The sequence below is a fragment of the Mycobacterium nebraskense genome (genome assembly GCF_002102255.1).
Classification (GTDB): Bacteria; Actinomycetota; Actinomycetes; order Mycobacteriales; family Mycobacteriaceae; genus Mycobacterium; species Mycobacterium nebraskense.
In genome coordinates this window covers 1-16,416 of the sequence record NZ_LQPH01000109.1, presented here as the reverse complement: position 1 = coordinate 16,416, position 16,416 = coordinate 1, and the positions used below count along the sequence as shown (strand labels likewise).

The 16,416-nt window shown below is 65.8% G+C and carries 21 protein-coding genes; 10 read left to right on the top strand and 11 right to left on the bottom strand.

What is annotated here, in order from left to right; all coding sequences use genetic code 11:
• Window positions 1-61: 61 nt before the first annotated feature.
• Genes AWC17_RS12625 through AWC17_RS12610 form a run of 4 tightly spaced genes read right to left on the bottom strand, consistent with a single transcriptional unit; the run spans window position 62 to window position 1,380 of the window.
• Window positions 62-319, bottom strand: a complete 258-nt coding sequence (locus AWC17_RS12625) for a hypothetical protein (RefSeq protein WP_141224614.1) — start codon at window positions 317-319, stop codon at window positions 62-64.
• Window positions 320-352: 33 nt separating this feature from the next.
• Entirely contained in the window at window positions 353-691 is a 339-nt protein-coding gene (locus AWC17_RS12620; protein WP_141224613.1) for a hypothetical protein, read from the bottom strand.
• A 47-nt stretch (window positions 692-738) separates the two neighbouring features.
• Complete coding sequence (locus AWC17_RS12615) at window positions 739-972, bottom strand: hypothetical protein (RefSeq protein WP_085164720.1); 234 nt, start codon at window positions 970-972, stop codon at window positions 739-741.
• Between the two features lie 57 nt (window positions 973-1,029).
• A complete protein-coding gene (locus AWC17_RS12610) occupies window positions 1,030-1,380 on the bottom strand; it encodes a hypothetical protein (RefSeq protein WP_085164760.1) in 351 nt (116 codons plus the stop codon).
• A 125-nt stretch (window positions 1,381-1,505) separates the two neighbouring features.
• Between AWC17_RS12610 and AWC17_RS12605 the strand changes: the two genes are divergently transcribed.
• Window positions 1,506-1,769, top strand: a complete 264-nt coding sequence (locus tag AWC17_RS12605; protein ID WP_085164718.1) for a helix-turn-helix domain-containing protein — start codon at window positions 1,506-1,508, stop codon at window positions 1,767-1,769.
• 5 nt (window positions 1,770-1,774) lie between these two features.
• The gene (locus AWC17_RS12600) at window positions 1,775-1,978 is read left to right on the top strand and encodes a hypothetical protein (RefSeq protein WP_085164716.1); all 204 of its coding nucleotides are present in this window, start codon (window positions 1,775-1,777) and stop codon (window positions 1,976-1,978) included.
• A gap of 958 nt (window positions 1,979-2,936) precedes the next feature.
• On the opposite strand, the gene AWC17_RS12595 is transcribed toward AWC17_RS12600, so the two are convergent.
• Together AWC17_RS12595 and AWC17_RS12590 are read right to left on the bottom strand one after the other, a co-directional pair.
• Window positions 2,937-4,043, bottom strand: a complete 1,107-nt coding sequence (locus tag AWC17_RS12595) for a tyrosine-type recombinase/integrase (protein ID WP_244193489.1) — start codon at window positions 4,041-4,043, stop codon at window positions 2,937-2,939.
• 83 nt (window positions 4,044-4,126) lie between these two features.
• Window positions 4,127-4,339, bottom strand: coding sequence for a hypothetical protein (locus tag AWC17_RS12590; RefSeq protein WP_141224612.1), 213 nt, complete (start codon window positions 4,337-4,339; stop codon window positions 4,127-4,129).
• 419 nt (window positions 4,340-4,758) lie between these two features.
• On the opposite strand from AWC17_RS12590, the gene AWC17_RS32015 reads away from it, so the two are divergent.
• Window positions 4,759-4,980 carry a hypothetical protein gene (locus tag AWC17_RS32015; RefSeq protein WP_141224611.1) on the top strand — a complete coding sequence of 74 codons (222 nt, stop codon included), beginning with the start codon at window positions 4,759-4,761 and terminating at the stop codon, window positions 4,978-4,980.
• Between the two features lie 90 nt (window positions 4,981-5,070).
• On the opposite strand, the gene AWC17_RS12585 is transcribed toward AWC17_RS32015, so the two are convergent.
• From AWC17_RS12585 to AWC17_RS33445, 3 genes are all read right to left on the bottom strand, one after another.
• The gene (locus AWC17_RS12585) at window positions 5,071-5,298 is read right to left on the bottom strand and encodes a helix-turn-helix domain-containing protein (protein WP_085164713.1); all 228 of its coding nucleotides are present in this window, start codon (window positions 5,296-5,298) and stop codon (window positions 5,071-5,073) included.
• Between the two features lie 109 nt (window positions 5,299-5,407).
• Entirely contained in the window at window positions 5,408-6,286 is an 879-nt protein-coding gene (locus AWC17_RS12580) for a hypothetical protein (RefSeq protein ID WP_244193488.1), read from the bottom strand.
• A complete protein-coding gene (locus tag AWC17_RS33445; RefSeq protein ID WP_244193487.1) occupies window positions 6,219-6,599 on the bottom strand; it encodes a hypothetical protein in 381 nt (126 codons plus the stop codon). Before AWC17_RS33445 ends, AWC17_RS12580 begins: the two co-directional genes overlap by 68 nt.
• Before the next feature lie 89 nt (window positions 6,600-6,688).
• Between AWC17_RS33445 and AWC17_RS12575 the strand changes: the two genes are divergently transcribed.
• The 6 genes from AWC17_RS12575 (at window position 6,689) to AWC17_RS12550 (ending at window position 11,531) form a co-directional block, all read left to right on the top strand.
• Window positions 6,689-7,225, top strand: coding sequence for a hypothetical protein (locus tag AWC17_RS12575; RefSeq protein ID WP_085164711.1), 537 nt, complete (start codon window positions 6,689-6,691; stop codon window positions 7,223-7,225).
• A 25-nt stretch (window positions 7,226-7,250) separates the two neighbouring features.
• Window positions 7,251-8,141, top strand: coding sequence for a phosphoadenosine phosphosulfate reductase domain-containing protein (locus tag AWC17_RS12570; RefSeq protein WP_085164709.1), 891 nt, complete (start codon window positions 7,251-7,253; stop codon window positions 8,139-8,141).
• Between the two features lie 148 nt (window positions 8,142-8,289).
• Window positions 8,290-10,140 (top strand): DNA cytosine methyltransferase, encoded by a 1,851-nt coding sequence (locus AWC17_RS12565; RefSeq protein ID WP_085164707.1) that lies wholly within the window; start codon window positions 8,290-8,292, stop codon window positions 10,138-10,140.
• A 260-nt stretch (window positions 10,141-10,400) separates the two neighbouring features.
• Window positions 10,401-10,628: a glutaredoxin-like protein NrdH gene (gene nrdH / locus AWC17_RS12560; protein WP_085164705.1), complete on the top strand. Its 228-nt coding sequence runs from the start codon at window positions 10,401-10,403 to the stop codon at window positions 10,626-10,628.
• A gap of 16 nt (window positions 10,629-10,644) precedes the next feature.
• A complete protein-coding gene (locus tag AWC17_RS12555; RefSeq protein ID WP_085164704.1) occupies window positions 10,645-10,947 on the top strand; it encodes a hypothetical protein in 303 nt (100 codons plus the stop codon).
• Window positions 10,944-11,531, top strand: coding sequence for a hypothetical protein (locus tag AWC17_RS12550; protein ID WP_085164702.1), 588 nt, complete (start codon window positions 10,944-10,946; stop codon window positions 11,529-11,531). The genes AWC17_RS12555 and AWC17_RS12550 overlap by 4 nt, the downstream gene beginning before the upstream one ends.
• A gap of 15 nt (window positions 11,532-11,546) precedes the next feature.
• Here the strand turns inward: AWC17_RS12550 and AWC17_RS12545 are convergent, their stop codons facing one another.
• Entirely contained in the window at window positions 11,547-12,059 is a 513-nt protein-coding gene (locus AWC17_RS12545; protein WP_167385579.1) for a hypothetical protein, read from the bottom strand.
• Window positions 12,060-12,286: 227 nt separating this feature from the next.
• Window positions 12,287-12,772: a hypothetical protein gene (locus tag AWC17_RS12540; protein ID WP_141224610.1), complete on the bottom strand. Its 486-nt coding sequence runs from the start codon at window positions 12,770-12,772 to the stop codon at window positions 12,287-12,289.
• A gap of 251 nt (window positions 12,773-13,023) precedes the next feature.
• Here AWC17_RS12540 and mobF point away from each other — a divergent pair.
• The coding region (mobF, locus tag AWC17_RS12535) for a MobF family relaxase (protein ID WP_244193486.1) at window positions 13,024-16,416 on the top strand (3,393 nt) is incomplete at its 3' end.

The following is a 16,416-nucleotide window of genomic DNA, read 5'->3' as shown; positions in this document are numbered from 1 at the left end:
ATCGAGCACGCGGGAATCGGGCTCCGTAAGCCGGGGCGCCCCGCCAATCGAGTCCGTCATCTCATCGCCTTCTTGGCTCGTCGAAAGGTTCTACGTTTAGCGGGACTTCGGTGGCGCGCAACTCTGAGGCGTACTCCCAATAGATCTGCATCGGGTCCGCACTGTCAGACCACCGCACCTTCACCATGTCGGCGTCTGGCGGGGTCGCCGTCAGCGCGTCGGGTGTCCACGCCGGGCCCGCGCTGTCAATCACGGTCCCTGTGTCGGCGCGGTCCGGATGAGTCACCACCGCGGCGGCGGACGCTGTATGTGCACCCATCTTGATCTCCTTGTCTCGCTACCAATTCCGGACTTAATCGGGCACCTCGCTGGCGGCAAGTGCTGCCCGCCACTCGTCGTCACGCTGCACGGCGAGGCCTGGTTCCGGGCTATACCTCCGAGACGTCGGCATGATCGCGAGAGCCGCCGAGCGCGGTGACTGCCCGGCGTCCGTGTAATGCTGACCGCTCCAGGTCGCGGTGGGGGCTGGTCCATGCGCGTCGATCAGACGCTGGCGGAGCTGGTCACCCTCGGGTGAATTAGCGTCGACACCGATCAGCGGCGCGAGCACCCGAACTCCGTTGTTGATGGGCTCGCTATGTGTCGGAGCACGAAGGCGGGTTAACGGGTCGAGTGCATTGGTGGTTCTCATCTCAAACTCCTTGTCGCCGTTGCTCCTACGTGTTGCGGGCGTGTGCCTCACTCAGGCATCGAATCGCCTATCGCGCTTAGGTCGTGAGAAATGACGTGCAAGATGTCGAGCTGGGCTTGAGCCTGCAGCGCCCGCACCTTGTGCCACGCCTCAGCCGCCTGCCCCGGCTCAACGCCGTGCTCGATTGTGGCTTGCAGCGCGAGCTGAGCCGTATCACGCGAAGCCACCGCCCGTGCGTGAGCTTCACGGTATTCGCGGGCGCGGACACTCTCTTCACTCACTGCAGACCCCCCGTGCTCGAATTTTCTCTTTCCTCCATCGCGCTAATTGCCTATCGGCTACGTTCGCTGGACTGCAGTTGAGCGAGTCTCCATGAACCACTTCCGAGTTCGGCGCAGACCCGCAGCTTCGTCTTCCTCGCCGCCACTAACACCCCAGAGGTCGTACGCCCAGCGCCCAAGCACGCTCGTCTCGTCCTCGTTAAGCTCGGCGAGGACGTCGCGTGCGTCGAGCAGGTACGCCACTGCAAGGACCTCCCCGGTCGACCACACGTAGCGGTAGTCGTCCCAGCCGGCAGCCCGTACTGCGCGGCATCGGGCCACGAGGTCATCCCGCTTATGCTGTAGGAGGTCGGCTGGCAGCCCGGTGAATATGTGCGTTGCGAGTTGGTCGGGCGTGTAATCCGCCATTCTCGTTTCCTTTTCTCTGTCCGGCGCACGTGTGCCGCTAGCCTGATCGTGCCCCGCAGCTCCGACATCCGCCACCATAATGTCCACTATAGGTGACACCGCAGCGTGTCGTCTATAGTTGACAGGTGCTAATCGAGGGTGAACTTCGGCGGTTAGGGCAGCGTTTACGTGCCCTGCGGAGTTCCGCCGGCGAGACCCAGGCCACCGCGGCCGCCGCCGTCGGGCTTGCACGGCCATACCTGAGCGCGGTCGAAGCCGGCCGGAAAAACATCACGCTGGAAACCCTGTACGCCCTCGCCGAGCACTTCGGCGTCGACGCCACTGAACTACTGCGGCACGATCAGCCAGCCGCCGACCACAAAGCCGGCACCACCACGGGAAGGGGCTAACTCGCGTGGCATCGATTCAAACACTCGAACGTCGTATCGCAGCACTGGAAGCGAGGCTGGCCGACATCGAAGGCGGCTACGGCGACACCCTGTATCACCTACGCCGGGCTAGCATCAAGTCCGAACTTCGCCTCGGCAAGATTCTCGACCACCTCCACATCGACGATGTCACCGACGACGACGTTGACAACGTCCTTGAGGACGAATAGCCCCCGGCGTCCGTTCCAACGCACCTTTTCCGGAAACCTCTTTGCAGACAATGAAACCGGACTCGCCACAGACCACGTGTGTGACGCTGATGACATGCCCGTCGTCGTCCCAGCAGTTAGTCATGGGTCTCACTATCCCCAGACCGTCCGACATCCCAGGGTTCGGCAGAGTAGCTTGGTTCAACATGACGCTGCGGCGCACGAAGCGCGGGTGGGAGGAACGTGCGCCGATCGACTGCCAAGCCTGCGGTGAGACCTACGGCCCGTACAAGGTCCTCGTCGGTGCAGCGCACTGTCGATGCGGAGCGACTCACCGAACCCATACCTGCACCTCCTGCGGTGCGACGACATACACACCGTCACAACATGATTCGTGCTTTCTGGTCGACCTCGACGGTCGCCGACAGGACGAAGCGTTGGGTGCTTCGGGTTGCAGTCAGTCGGCAGCATGGGGCGGATCCCAATAGACCCTTCCATCATCACCGAGCCAGCCGTACTGGGTGCTGAGGCGACAATCCGGCATCGCGAACGTGGCCGTCGTGCGGGTCGTGATATTCGACCTCCCCGATAGCGCACTTCGTACACCTCGGCCATCGTGGCTCGACCGGTGCGCATCGCTGTGGCGCACCACGCTTTCGCCTTGGCTCGCGTCGGGAAGTCTCCGCGGTCGAGCACCTTGGGATAGTCCTCGGGTATGTCGATCAGCGAGACAGCCTGGTATTCGGCCGTTCCCGCTTTCGCGTGTGATGGTGTCGTGAGCATGTCACCTATTTTAATCTCCCAAAGGAGACATACGTGCATTTCACAGGCTGTTTAGCCGTTAGCTGACAAGGACTCGCCGGCAGCAAAAGTGGTGCTTGACATTGTCTCACAACGGTTTTCGTGGTTTCGACAGCTCGGGCAAACGCGACTGATCTGCGGCATTGTGTGTGTGTGGGCCTGCGGGCCGGCGGCGCGGCTACTCCGTGTCCTCGTTGTCTAGGAGGCGGTAGAGCGGGTTGTGGGCGGCTGCAGCGCGCAGGTGGGTGCTGGCGCCGTTGACGTAGCGCTGGGTAGTGGCGATGGATTCGTGGCCGAGCAGGTCGCTGACGTCGTAGACGGTGACGCCAGCGCGTGCGAGCTCGGTGGCGTAGGTGTGGCGCAGCGCGTGCAGCAACGCGCCGGTAGGACGGTGGGAGTTCTTGCCGGCCCGCTTGAACGCCCGTAAGACGCGGTATTGCAGTGTTTCTCGGGTGATCCGGTCGCCGTCGTCGATGTTGACGAACAATGGCGCGGTCGCCGGCCAGCGGTCCAGTCCCCCTGTGGGGGAGTGGGTGCGGCGGACGCGGCGCGGGAATCGGGCCGCGCGGTCGTCGAGGTAGCGTTCGATGACCTCGAGTAGTTGCGGTTCGATCGGGACGTCGCGTTCTTTGCGGCCCTTGCCGCGGACGTGGATGATCGCGCCGTCGCGGCCGGGGCGGACGTCGCCGACGTTGGCACCAAAGAGTTCTTCGGTGCGCAGCCCGGCCAGCAGACAGGTCAACACGACCGCCTGGTCGCGTTCGACCCACACCCGCGGCTGGGCGGGGTCATCGTCGGCGATCGCCGCCAGGATGGCCACGACGATGTCGCGGTCGAGATGCTTCGGGCTGTGCTTGTCGGGTTTGGGCCGCGGTATTCGGCGCATCGGGTTGTCGTCGAGGATGTCTTCGTCGCACAAGAAGTTGCACAACGCATTCCAGCTCGACCAGCAGCGCCGCACCGTGGCCGCCGACCGGTCCGGGGCATAGCGGGAGAACGCGTCTCGCACCGAGTCGACGATGATGTCGGTCGCGGTCAGCATCCGCGCGTCCGGGTCAGCGCCGCCGGCGGACAGGATCAAAGCAGCGATCGCGTCGAAGTCCTGGCAGTAGGCTTTCGTGGTGTGCACCGACTGCTTAGCCGAGCGGCGCGCCGCAAGGAACGCCGCGAACCACTCCGGGCGGACCCGCACAGCCGGAACGCCAACGCGCCGATCAATATTCGCCCCAACAGCTTTCGCCCCGATACCACGCCGATCCGTGGAGCGCGGGGAGTCGTCGACCACCAACCGATAGTACACATATATTCGTGATTATCTGTGAAGCGACACCCGTCAAGCGCTCAAACGCATTCCTGACGTCGTCGACGTCACCCTCGATCCGGCAGAGGCGGCTGGTCTTGTTGAGCCACCTGGGTCATGAGCGCATGACCGACACCCAGCGATGCCTGCGCCTGGGCGTAGGTGATGCGCTCCGGCGGCGACAGGTCGTCAGGGTCGATCTTGTCCAGAGCCATCGCCGCCTTGAAAAGCGCCTCCGCAGCCTTGCCTTGGTGGGCGTGGAAGTCTCCGCTGTCCGCCATAGCCATCACCGTAACGCTCATATCGTCTAGCGTTAGGTCGAACTACCGGCGTGGCGGATGTAGCCCGCGCCGCCAGCCGCCTTCTCCAGCTAGCCGTACCTGATGCCCTGTCGTGCGCATTGGAAGCCCCGGCGCAATTCGTCAGTTGACGAAATGCGGGCATTCAACCTTGTTGTTGATGGCGGGCACTCTCTGGGATTTCTTCACGCGACCTCGTCGATAGAAGGGGTTTGCGGCGGGCGACGCCGCCGGTTCGAACTCACCGAGACCACCAGTTTGCATCCCGTACCTACTGATTACCCGGCGAGGCGAGCTTCAAGGACGAGTCTCGGTGACAGGCAACCTGAGCCTGGCACATGATGATGATTTTCTCTAGTTGGATGTGGCAACGCTATCGACGGCCGTGGTCCCCTGGAGGCATGAACTTTTCTGGTGAATGGGCTGATCGCGTACGACGGTTGTTTCAAGGGGTGGTCGAAGTAGCACCCCGCGCGGTACGGGGGCAAGCAGTGGCGCTGCTCAACCGTTTCGACAAGCTCGACAGGGAGGCTATGTGCTCAAGCGAGGCTGGTGCGCAATTGTGGTGGGCGGCGGTTGAAGGACTACTGGCCGAGGGCGACGCCATTCTTGAGCGTAAATGACAGCGCGCATCGCGTCTTCGCCCAGGCATCAATCGAATCGGCGAAGATTCAACGCCAGCGGCAAGGTACCCACCAGTTCAGGGCTGCGGTTCAGATGTTGCGCGTCAGCTCGCTGACGGTGGTTTCCATCGCTTTGGCTACTTTGGCCAGAAGCACCACGGAGGGGTTGCGTAGGCCCTGTTCGACGCGAGCTAGAAACGCGCGGTCGACGCCGGCCGCGGCGGCCAGATCCCGCTGGCTGAAACCCAGTTCGGTGCGCCGCTCAAGAATGTGGCCACCGACCGTTGCGAGCACCGTGTCTTCGTCGATTTCTGGCACTCGCCGTCCCTCTCGTGGTAGCCCATAGCCTACAACCCCGCCAGGTGGACGGGCCACGAGCACGCCGCCTGTGACAGCGCCGTGCTGGGCAACGCGGTTCGGGTGTCGATCAGAAAAGGGTGTCACTGTTGGCCTCCTGCCACATGCGCTCGAACTGGGGTCGTTGTTTGTCTTCGACGACGGCCGGGGCGACGACGAACAGGTGCTCGCAGCGCTCGGCGCTCGCCACGATGTGCCGGGTGATTCCGTCCGGTCCGACCTCGCGACGGCCAGCCATCTCGGCCAGGTGGGTGTCCATCTCGGCACGGGTGCCGCGTGCGATGGTGCGCACCGAGCGCGCGGTCATGGTCCTGCGGGCCTCCCCGACTTGTGTTTTCACGCGCCTCACCTCGTAGACCGCGAATGTCAACTCCTCGAGGAGCGCCGCGAACTCGGCCAGGACCTCAGCCAGACCGGCCGTGGCGATGAGGTCGGCAACGCTGCTGCCGGCGATGAGGGTCTGGCGCGGGTTGAGCGCGCGCGCCACTGTCTCCAGCATGAGTGCTTGCGCGCCTGCCTGCGGCTCGTTGCGGTAGCGCTCGACCTGGTTGGCCCGGCCCGTCTCGGTCGCCATGGCGAAGCAGCAGTAACTGCACGCCGACTTGGGGAACGGCTGGCCGGTCACCGCGGTGACGTACTCCTGGGCTTTGGCACGGTCAAATCCCCACTCCACCAACGGATACCAGCCTGTGCGACGGGCGGTGTTGTACTGGGCGTCCTTGGCGGCCCGCGCCCGTTCACCGGCCTCGAATCCGATTGCATGCCGGTAGGGCTGGCCTTGGGTCAGTGCGGCGATGACCGGTTCGAGTGCGTTGGCTTTGGAATGCACTGAACACGAACGAAACCCGCCGAGCTGCGGGATGGTCCCCTGGGACAGCATTTCATCGCTGAGCCGGTAGCGGCCGCGAAAGTGAAGCTTTTCCGGACTGGTCGAGTCGTCCAGGACCACGACGCCGTCGCCTCGGGCCGTGGTTAGTCGTTGAGAGCGTGCGCACTGCACGAAACCGGATGCCGTTATCGCGCAGGCGCGGCAGGATGTGGCGCTCGACGACGTCGCGGGTGGATTCGAACTCGTCGCCGGTGAAGGCGGTGACGAGCACCAGCTCGCTCAAATCGAAGTCACGCGATGACGGTTCTTCAAGCCAGCGCAGCAGGAGGCACGTCGAGTCCAACCCCATCCCGTAGCTCAAAACCACTTTAGGCGCATCGGGAGTGGCGGCGATGCCGGGTAGCGGCAAATCGGTTGCGGTGGTGTGGATCACAGGACTTCTCCCCAAATCGTTGGTTGCCTATAGCCTACCACCGATGGTAGGCTATAGGCAACCACAGGGATTTGCGGGAGGCAACAAACATGGCGGCAAACCTCAGCACCGAGCAACGGTGGCTGATGTTCGCGATCGGCGGCTGGACGATGCGGGACTGCCTTTTGAGCCCGGCCGGAACCGACCACTTAATGCAGTCCTGCTACAGCAGCTGGGGTTTCAGCGGACCCGATGGCGGCCCAGAGTGGCTTACCGGCTGGAACACCCAAGGCGGCAAGGTCAGCGCCCCGCAAACCGGCACAATCCGTGTCACCTTGACAAAGGCCCAGATCAATTCCTACGCAGCCGCATTGCCCGCCGACATCCGCCGCGAACTCACCGAGTGCCGTGACGCCGCTGCCGTCGAGCGCCGCCGCACCGAGGACTGGTGTCGCTGCCCCTGGCAGCACAATGCCCCCAACGCCCACTCCGGGCCGTGCGATCGCTACCACCCCAGCGACGACGAGTGCGACGACCACTACGCCCGCCTCCACGCCATCGACTCCTGGCAGACCCAGCTGCTGCGCCGCGCCCTGCAATTGCAATCCGCCGGTGAACAACTCGACCTATTCAGCGGCCTGGCCTAACCCAGCCACCGAAAGGACAGCACCGATGACCAGCAGGCAACTCGAACTGGCCTGGCAGCCCGCCAGCGCCCAGACCACCGGCCGCACCGCCAGCACCGTCACCGATGGCCCGACCCCCGAATTAGCCAACTATGACCTGATTTTGGTCAACTCCAGTGCGGGCAAGGACTCACAGGCGACCCTTGACGTCGTCGTGGCCGCCGCACGCGCCGCCGGCGTCGAGGACCGCGTGATCGTGGTTCACGCCGATCTCGGCGAGGCCGAGTGGCAAGGCGTGCCCGAGCTGGCCGCCGAACACGCCGCCCACTACGGCCTGCGCTTCGAAATCACCAGCAACCCAGAGACCATCCTGGAGCGCACCGCCCGCCGCGGGGCCTGGCCGAGCGCGAAGGTCCGCTGGTGCACCAGCGACCACAAACGCGGTCCCATCCGAAAAGTGATGACCCGCTTGGTTGCCGAGCTGCGTGACTCCGAGCGCGTCGTCGGGCGGCCGGTGCGCCTGCTCAATGTCATGGGTTTACGCGCCGAGGAGAGCGCGGCCCGCAGCCGACGCAACCCCTACGCCCCCAACCCGTCTGCGTCCAATGGCCGCCGCCAGGTCGACGACTGGTATCCCATCCACGGCTGGACCGTCGCCCAGGTCTGGGAGCGCATCGCCACCGCCGGCACCCGGCCGCACCGCGCATATGCGGCGGGAATGTCGAGGCTCTCGTGCCGGTTTTGCGTGCTGGCCGCCCGCGCCGACCTTGTGTGCTCGGCGCGGCTCAATCCCGAACTCGCGCAGCGCTATGCCGCTGTGGAAGCCCAGACCGGCCACCGATTCCGCATGGACCTATCCATGGCCGAGGTGATCGCCGAAGCTGAAGGCCATCGCCGAGCCTGCGACGAGGAACAACTCACCCTGCTCCCCCGCTAACGCAACGGTAGACCGGCGGATCATCGCGCGAGTCTCGCCCATTACCAACGTATTCGGTGCCCTTCGGCGGAAATCTAAGCCTGCAAACTGGTTGCCTATAGCCCACCTAGCTGGTAGGCTATAGGCAACCGCCAAGAAAGGGAAAACCATGACCGGTTCGACCTCGCCCCGCTCGGCGAAGCTGCACGCGCCCGAGTTGTCCGCCGAACACATCGCTGAGATCGAGGCCGCCCTGGCCACCACGCACAGCGACTGGCAGCCCACCGGCCTGCCGACCGGCATCACCTACACCGACATCTTCTGCGGATTCGGCGGTTCGAGCATCGGCCTCGAAAACGCCGGTATGACATTGGTTCTCGGCGCCAATCACTGGGCCAAAGCGATCGAGACGCACGCCCTGAACTTCCCCGACGCCGACCACCTGATCGCCGACGTGTCGAACTACGACATGCGCCGGATGCCGGACACCGACGTGCTGTGGGCCTCCCCGATCTGCACCGAACTGTCCCCCGCCGGCGGCACCCGCCGCCGCACCGCCCAGCTCTCACTGCTCGAACCAGAAGGCCATGTCCCCACGGCCGCACTCGACCGCACCCGCGCTACCTTCTGGGATGTCGTGCGAGCCACCGAAGTTCACCGCTACAAGATCATCCTGATCGAGAACGTCGTCGAGGCCGCCTCCTGGGAGCTGTTTGACATCTGGCTGGCCGCGATGGACAAGATGGGTTACAACCACCAGTTCATCTCGGTGTCCTCGGCCCACATCGGCGACGACGCCAACCCGCACGCCCCTCAATGGCGCGACCGCCTCTACATCGTCTTCACATCAGTGTCGTTGCCCATGATCGACATTCGGCCGCGCCCGCTGGCCTGGTGCCCCGAGTGCGACGAGATCAACCACGCCGTACAGTCCTGGAAGCGCCTGAACCGCCGCCGGATTGGAAAGTACCGCCAGCAGTACGTGTACCGCTGCCCGAACGGCGGCGCCGCCTGCAGGCACAGCATCGTGGAGCCGTTCGTGCGGCCCGCTGCGGTGGCCATCGACTGGAGCGACCTCGGCCAGCGCATCGGCGATCGACGGAAGCCACTGGTCGCCGCGACGATGCGCCGCATCCGCGCAGGGGTCGCCCAGTTCGCAGAGCCGACCGTCATCGCCACCAACCACGGCCGCCTCGGAGAGGACCGCGCCTATCCCGCCGCCCGGGCACCGATGCCCACCCGATCGACCAAGATCGGCGACGGCGTGGTCTGCCCCCCGTTCCTGCTCGACCGCCGCGCCTACAACGACGGAGACGCCCGGCGTATCAAGCCAATCAGCGACCCGGTCGGCACCATCACCGCCAACGGCCGCCCCCACACCCTGGTGACCCCGCCGATGGTCGTGCCCGCCGGCGGCTCCTGGAACACCGAGGCGACCAGCGCCGATGAGCCGATCCGCACGCGCATGACCCGCGACACCGATGGCCTGTTCACCCCCCAGCCCTGGATCACGGTGCTGCGCAACCACGCCGACGTCAGCCCGATCGACGCCCCGCTGTCCACGGTGGCCACGGGCGGTGGAACCGGCGGAGGCCACCAGGGCCTGACCGTGCCGCCCGGCGCGTTCATCCAGAAGCACCACGGCGGCCTGGACTACCAGGGGATTGCCCACATGACCAAGAGTGTCGAGGACCCTGTGCCCTCGGTGGTGGCCCGGCCCAACCTGTCGCTGGTGATCCCCTACCGCAAGGGCAGGGCCAAGACCACCGACGAGCCCCTGCACACCGTCGCAACCCGTGACTCGGCCGCCCTGGTCGAGGCATCCTCGATCGACATCGACGACTGCCGGTTCAGAATGCTGAGCCCCCGTGAGCACGCCCGCGCCCAGCGATTCCCCGACACCTACCGCACCACCGGCAATAGGTCCGAGCAGACGATGGGCTTCGGGAACGCCGTCTCCAGCAACGTCGCCCAGTGGCTCGGAGGATACGTCGTCCGGCTGCTCGCCAGCGGCCAATAAGCCAGGAAGACGCAATGTGGCATCGGAAAGCGGTCAGCGTACCGATGCCACATTGCGCGTCATTAAAACACCGTCGGATAAATGCCATAATTGCAATCTCCCTGCAATAAATGGCAGTGCTTTAGGATTGGTAGAAACCATTCCTGATATAACATTAAGAATTGCTCTAAAGTCATTGAAAACCATTGTTCGAGAACATATTAAAGACTATAATCAGCACTATGAGCAACCCCATTTCCGCAGCCATAGGAGGCACTCAAATGACCGTCACGGTTTACACCAAGCCCGCGTGCGTTCAATGCACAGCCACCCGAAAAGCCCTCGACAAAAACGGGGTCGAATATGACGTAGTGGACATTACCGAGGATCCCGACGCCCGCGATTACGTGATGAGTCTGGGCTACCTCCAAGCGCCCGTCGTCATCGCTGGCGAGCAACATTGGTCAGGGTTTAAGCCGGACGCCATCCGTTCGCTGCGCGCGGCATGAAAGGACGACACCAGCCATGAGTTACATCGCCACCATCACCGACGTCACCCAGCCCGATGGGATGCCTCTCTGGGAGTCCCCCGAGCAGCCGACCGCCAAGTCCGCATACGACCTCGCGGAGCACCACATCCACCGGTCGCAGCCCGACGACGTGATCGCACCCATCGACGGCTGGGGTGAATACGGCGTCTGGAGTCACGCCGATGGAGGGCGATCGACGCGCGTCGCGACGCTGACCATCACCACCACTGACGACTCGCCCGCCCAGCCGAGCGACCCGCGCGCCCCCACCGAAGACGACCAGGCGCGGGAACCATGACCGCGCAACGCCTTCGGGTCGGCCAGCTCGTCAGCGCCTGCGACCCCGACGCCCTGGCCGAGCGCTGCCCGAGCTATAGCGTCCGCAGCCGCCACGGCATCGTGGTCGCGCTCATCGAGCGCCAGGCCGCAGTCAAGTGGATCGACTACCGCGGCCTGCAACACGACACCTGCGTCCTACCCGCGGCGATGCTGTGCGCCGGCACGCTCGACGCAGCGGCCCGCACCCGCGTCATCCACTGCCGCCGCACCGACACCGCCCTGCCGTGCCTCACCCCGGTGCTGGTGCCATCCGATGCCGAACCCACCATCGAGATCCGTGAACTCCGGATCACCTCGTCGCGATCCACCGAGAGCCGCACCGGCCTGACGTTTCACACCGTGCGCGACGCTAATGTCGCCCTGCACGCCCTCGCCGACGCCCAAGAGGCATTCCAGTCAACCTTCGGCCCCGACCCCGCCAGCGCCGTCTCGGGCGCCGATACGGTCGTTGTCTACCGCACGCTCTACACCACGATTTACCGTCTCGATCACTGCGCCACGGCCGGATTCAGCCGCCCAGCGCCTGCCGCCCTGGCCGGCTGACACGCGCCGCACACGTCACCACAGCGTCGGCGCATCACCGATCAGCACGGCCTGCACCGCGTCGCGGTCCCATCCGCGCTCCCGCAGCACCGCCCGCAGCGCCACCGACCGCTCCCGGCGCGACCGCAGCCCGTCGCCGCCGATCACCTTGCGGCCACCACCGCGCCGCATCCGCGCCATCCGACGCATGTTGTCGCCCTGGTCGCCGATCACCACATGACGTCGCGGCGTATCCGCGCCGCACACCTTCACACACAGCGGCATGTCGCACTCGTGCAAACCGAATTCGCCCGCGCCCAGCGGGACCGCCAAGGCACGCGCTAGCGCGTAGCGGTGCGGCCGCACACAGATCCCGCTTCCGCTGCGGTAGATGAAGAACCGGCCGTAACCGTCCGTGCCAATCGCGCCGATGAAGAAATCGCAATCGTCAGGGCCGGGCCCCTTGACTACATAGGAATCGAATCGGTGGCATTCCGCCTCGTGCACAACAGGATCAACCCACAGCGGAATCCCACGATCACCTCTCACACCACTCACGTTAAACGTGCTACCTGACACCGGCTTTCGCCCAGCCCGCCATCGATGGCCGTCAGCATCAACGCCGGCCGCCAGCAACCGCGACCGTCGATAGCGCGTACGCGCCTAGTGCATCCGGGCGCACGAATCATGTGCGCGGCCCAGTGCTCTCACGGCATATCCCGGCTGGCGTCTCGCGTCGACCGGCGCACTCGCCGCGACTCACCAGTACGCGCCCGCTACGCGCCGGCAACACTGGCCTCCGCGCCGGGGAACGCGCCAGGGGGCGTCGCCTCAGCGCGGAGCGGGCGCGCTTCGCTCTGCGTGCTCGCCGCACTCGCTTGCGCGTCCGCGCCAACCTCGCCCTCGTCCAGCTCTACCCCAGCGTCGGGACGCCGAGCGCGAAGGTACCTACGGACCTCGCTCTCGGCCAAGTCGGCAAGCAGCGCAATCGTCTTGATCGACTCCCCGCGCGCACGCATCCTGACAACTGAGTCCACGGCCACCGCTTCATGCTCGGCCCGCTTACGGTCGGCCTCCACCGCGATCGTCGCGATCCGCTCTGCCTCCCAGGCGTCGACTTCGCCGACCCTAGTGCGTGCGCGAATCACCTCGGCCGCGTCATCAACGGATTTCGCCTCACGTTCGGCCCGCGCACGCTGGGCCTGCGCCAAACGCTCACGAGCCGCCCGCCGTGCCTGTTCCAATGTTTTCGCATTAGCCATGTCGCTGCACCGTAGCGCCCGATCCGCCCCAACGACCACCACCATCACCCCTCGTTTTCTCCCGACACCAGATCGCCACCCACCACCATCACCCCAGCCGCCCAGCCATCCGCCCAGCCACCCGTTCCTTAGCCAAGCTCACTACACCCCTCTGGCCACCACCACACCAGACACACCTCTTGCATTTTGGTTAAGAAACCTCTGAGAGTCGCTGTGTGGTGGTGGGCGGCAACGGGTGTGGTGCTTTTACGGTGACGCCATGTGAGGTCGCGGGCACCGTGACGGTGAGCATGCACAAGATCAGCGCCGGGGACGGCTACCTGTACCTGGTGCGCCAGGTCGCGGCTGGCGATGCCACCCATCGGGGCCGCAGCACTCTGGCCGACTACTACTCGGTCAAAGGTGAGGCCCCGGGGGTGTGGATGGGCCGAGGGTTGGCGGCCCTGTCGGACCCTCGCGGCCAGAACAGACCAGCAGACAGCGATCTGGCCAAACTCTGGGCGATCCAGGCGGGCTCAGCCGTGTCCGAAGACCACATGAAGGCCCTGTTTGGAGAAGGGTTGCACCCCAACGCCTCCCGGCTGACCGAATATCTGACACGGCGTGGACTGAGTGAAAAGCACGCCATCGCCGCCACGAAACTGGGCGCGAAATTCACCGTCTACGAGCCACCCCCATTTGTCGACGCCCTCGCCCAGGCTTACCGCGAGCACAACGTTGCCGCGGGCCGTCCACCCTCACAACGGCTCGACCCAGGCGAGAAAGCGGCCATCAAAACCCGGGTTGCCCGCGCCTGGTTCGCCGACGAATTCGGCCGCCCACCCGCCGATGATCGCGAGTTGTCGGGCTTAATTGCGCGCAACAACCGCCCGGCGCGCACCTCGGTCGCCGCGTTCGATTTGACCTGCTCCCCGGTGAAGTCTGTCAGCGCCGCGTGGGCGCTCGCGCCACTCAAAGTCGCGCAGGCGATCGAGGATTGCCACCAGGCAGCGGTCGCCGACGTGCTCACGTTTTTTGAGGACTCCGCGGCGCTGACCCGCCTGGGCACCAACGGGGTCGCCCAGGTCGACGCCGAGGGTTTGATCGCTACCGCATGGACCCACCGCGACTCCCGCGCCGGCGATCCCGACCTGCACACCCACCTGGTGATCTCAGCCAAAGTCGCCACCATTGACCGGCACGGCATCCGGCGCTGGCGCGCCCTCGACGCCCAGCCGTTGCACCGCCTCATGGTGGCCGGATCAGAGCTGTACAACACCCGCTTAGAGGCACACATCGGTGCCCGACTGGGCTGGGTGTTCGCCGAACGCGAAGCGCCCCAACGCGGCAAGCGACCCATCCGCGAAGTCGTCGGAGTCCCCACTGAACTGCTGAAAATGTGGTCCACGCGGCGCGCGGAGATCGAGGCGCGCACCGCCGAGCTGGCCAAACAGTTCCAGCACGACCACGGCCGCGAACCCACCGCCTTAGAACTGGTCGAGCTGTCCCAGCAAGCCACTCTGGAAACGCGGGAAGCCAAACACGAGCCCCGCTCGGTGGGCGAGCAACGCGCCACCTGGCGCACCCAAGCAGTCGAGCTGCTCGGCCATCGCGGCCTGACCCGCATGCTGCACGACATCGACGCCGCCCGCGGCACCCGCGCCGCGAACCTGGACCGGCGATGGGTCGCCGACGCCGCCGAAGCCGTGCGCGACGTCGTCGCCACCCACCGTGCCCAATGGTCGCATCACCACGTCTTGGCCGAAGCGCAACGCTACATCCGCACCCGCGGCGCCGCCGTCCACGCACCACCTGATCTGGCCGCCCGCATCGCCGATGCGGCACTGGCGCAACCACTGTCGTGCCGCGTCGCCCGCGTCGATGACGACGACCTCGGCGAACCCGCCGTGTTGCGCCGCAAAGACGGCACCAGTATCTACCGCCGCCACGGAACCCAGCAGTACACATCCACCGACATCAAAGCTGCCGAACAACGCCTGATCGCCGCCGCCCGCACCCGCGGGGCACGCCGGGTCGCGGCCACCGACATCGAGATGGCCGTGCAGGATTCGGCGGCGCGCGGCAAACCCCTCAACGCCGGCCAAAGAGCCCTCGTCGAAGAGATGGCCGCCGGCGGACGCAAACTCGCCCTCGCACTGGCCCCGGCCGGGTCAGGAAAAACGACCGCGATGGCCGCGCTGTCGCAGGCGTGGCGCTCGGCGGGCGGCAACGTCCTCGGCCTCGCCCCGGGCGCCGCGGCCGCGATCGAACTCGGATCCGACCTGGCCGCGCCCACCGACACGGTTGCCAAATACGTCCACACCGCCGCCGGCGGACCCGGCGCCACACCGGCATGGTTCCGCAAGATCAACGCCAACACCATGGTCATCATCGACGAAGTCGGCAAAGCCGGCACCCTGGAACTGGACGCCGTGATCGCCCACGCGCTGGCCAGAGGCGCCTGCATCCGCCTGGTGGGCGATGACTGCCAACTCGCCTCGATTTCTGCCGGCGGGGTGATCCGCGACATCGCTCATGAGACCGGCGCGCTGACCCTGACCGAACTCGTCCGGTTCCACAGCGCCGCCGAGGCCGCCGCCACCCTGGCGGTGCGCGCCGGTGACACCGCCGGGCTGGGCTACTACATCGACCACCACCGCGTCCATGTCGGTTCCGATGACACCGCCGCCGACATGGCCTACACCGGCTGGCGCGCCGACCGCCGATCCGGACGCGATTCGATGCTGCTGGCCCCCACCAACGCCACCGTCGACGAACTCAACGCCCGAGCCCGCCGCGACCGCCTCGCCGATGCCCACAGCCGCCGCATCGGCCGCGAAGTCGTTCTCGCGGACGGTCTTTCGGCCAGCGCCGGTGACATCATCCGCACCCGCGACAACGACCGCTCGTTGACTTTGGGCCGCGGGGACTACGTGCGCAACGGCTACCGCTACACCATCACCGTCGTACGTGCTGATGGCTCGGTTAAAGCCACTCAGCTGGGCACCGGCAAACACATCACGTTGCCCGCCGACTATGTCGCCGAACACGTCACCTTGGGCTACGCCGCCACCATCGACCTCGCCCAAGGACTCACCGCAGGGTTCGCCGCCCATATCGTCGGCGCCGCCTCGCTGACCCGCCAATTGCTTTACGTTGCATTGACCCGAGGGCGCGCGGAAAACCACATCTACTTGTCGACCAGCGAGCAAGACCCGCACAAAATCCTGTCCACCAAAGCCACCCACCCCGAAACCGCCGTCGAAGTACTCACCGCAGTATTGGCGCGCGACGGCGCGCAAACTTCGGCCACCACCGCCGAACGCCAAGCCCACGACCCGTTCCTGCGCCTGGGACCCGCCGCCGACATGTACGACGACGCCCTGGGCGCGCTCGCCGAAATCGCCTTGGGCGCACAAGCGATGGCCGACATCGACACCGGCGCCGACACCGTCTACCCCGCCCTGACCGACCAGCCCGCCTGGCCGGCGCTGCGGACACGACTGGCGTTGATTGCTCTACGCACCGAATCGGTGGCTGCCACCATCGACCAACTGGCCGCGGCCGCGGCCAGCCGCGAACTGCACACCGCCGACGACGTCGCCGCAGTGCTGCACTGGCGCCTCGAAGCCGCCGACCCCCAGCACCCCGGCCCCCTGCAATGG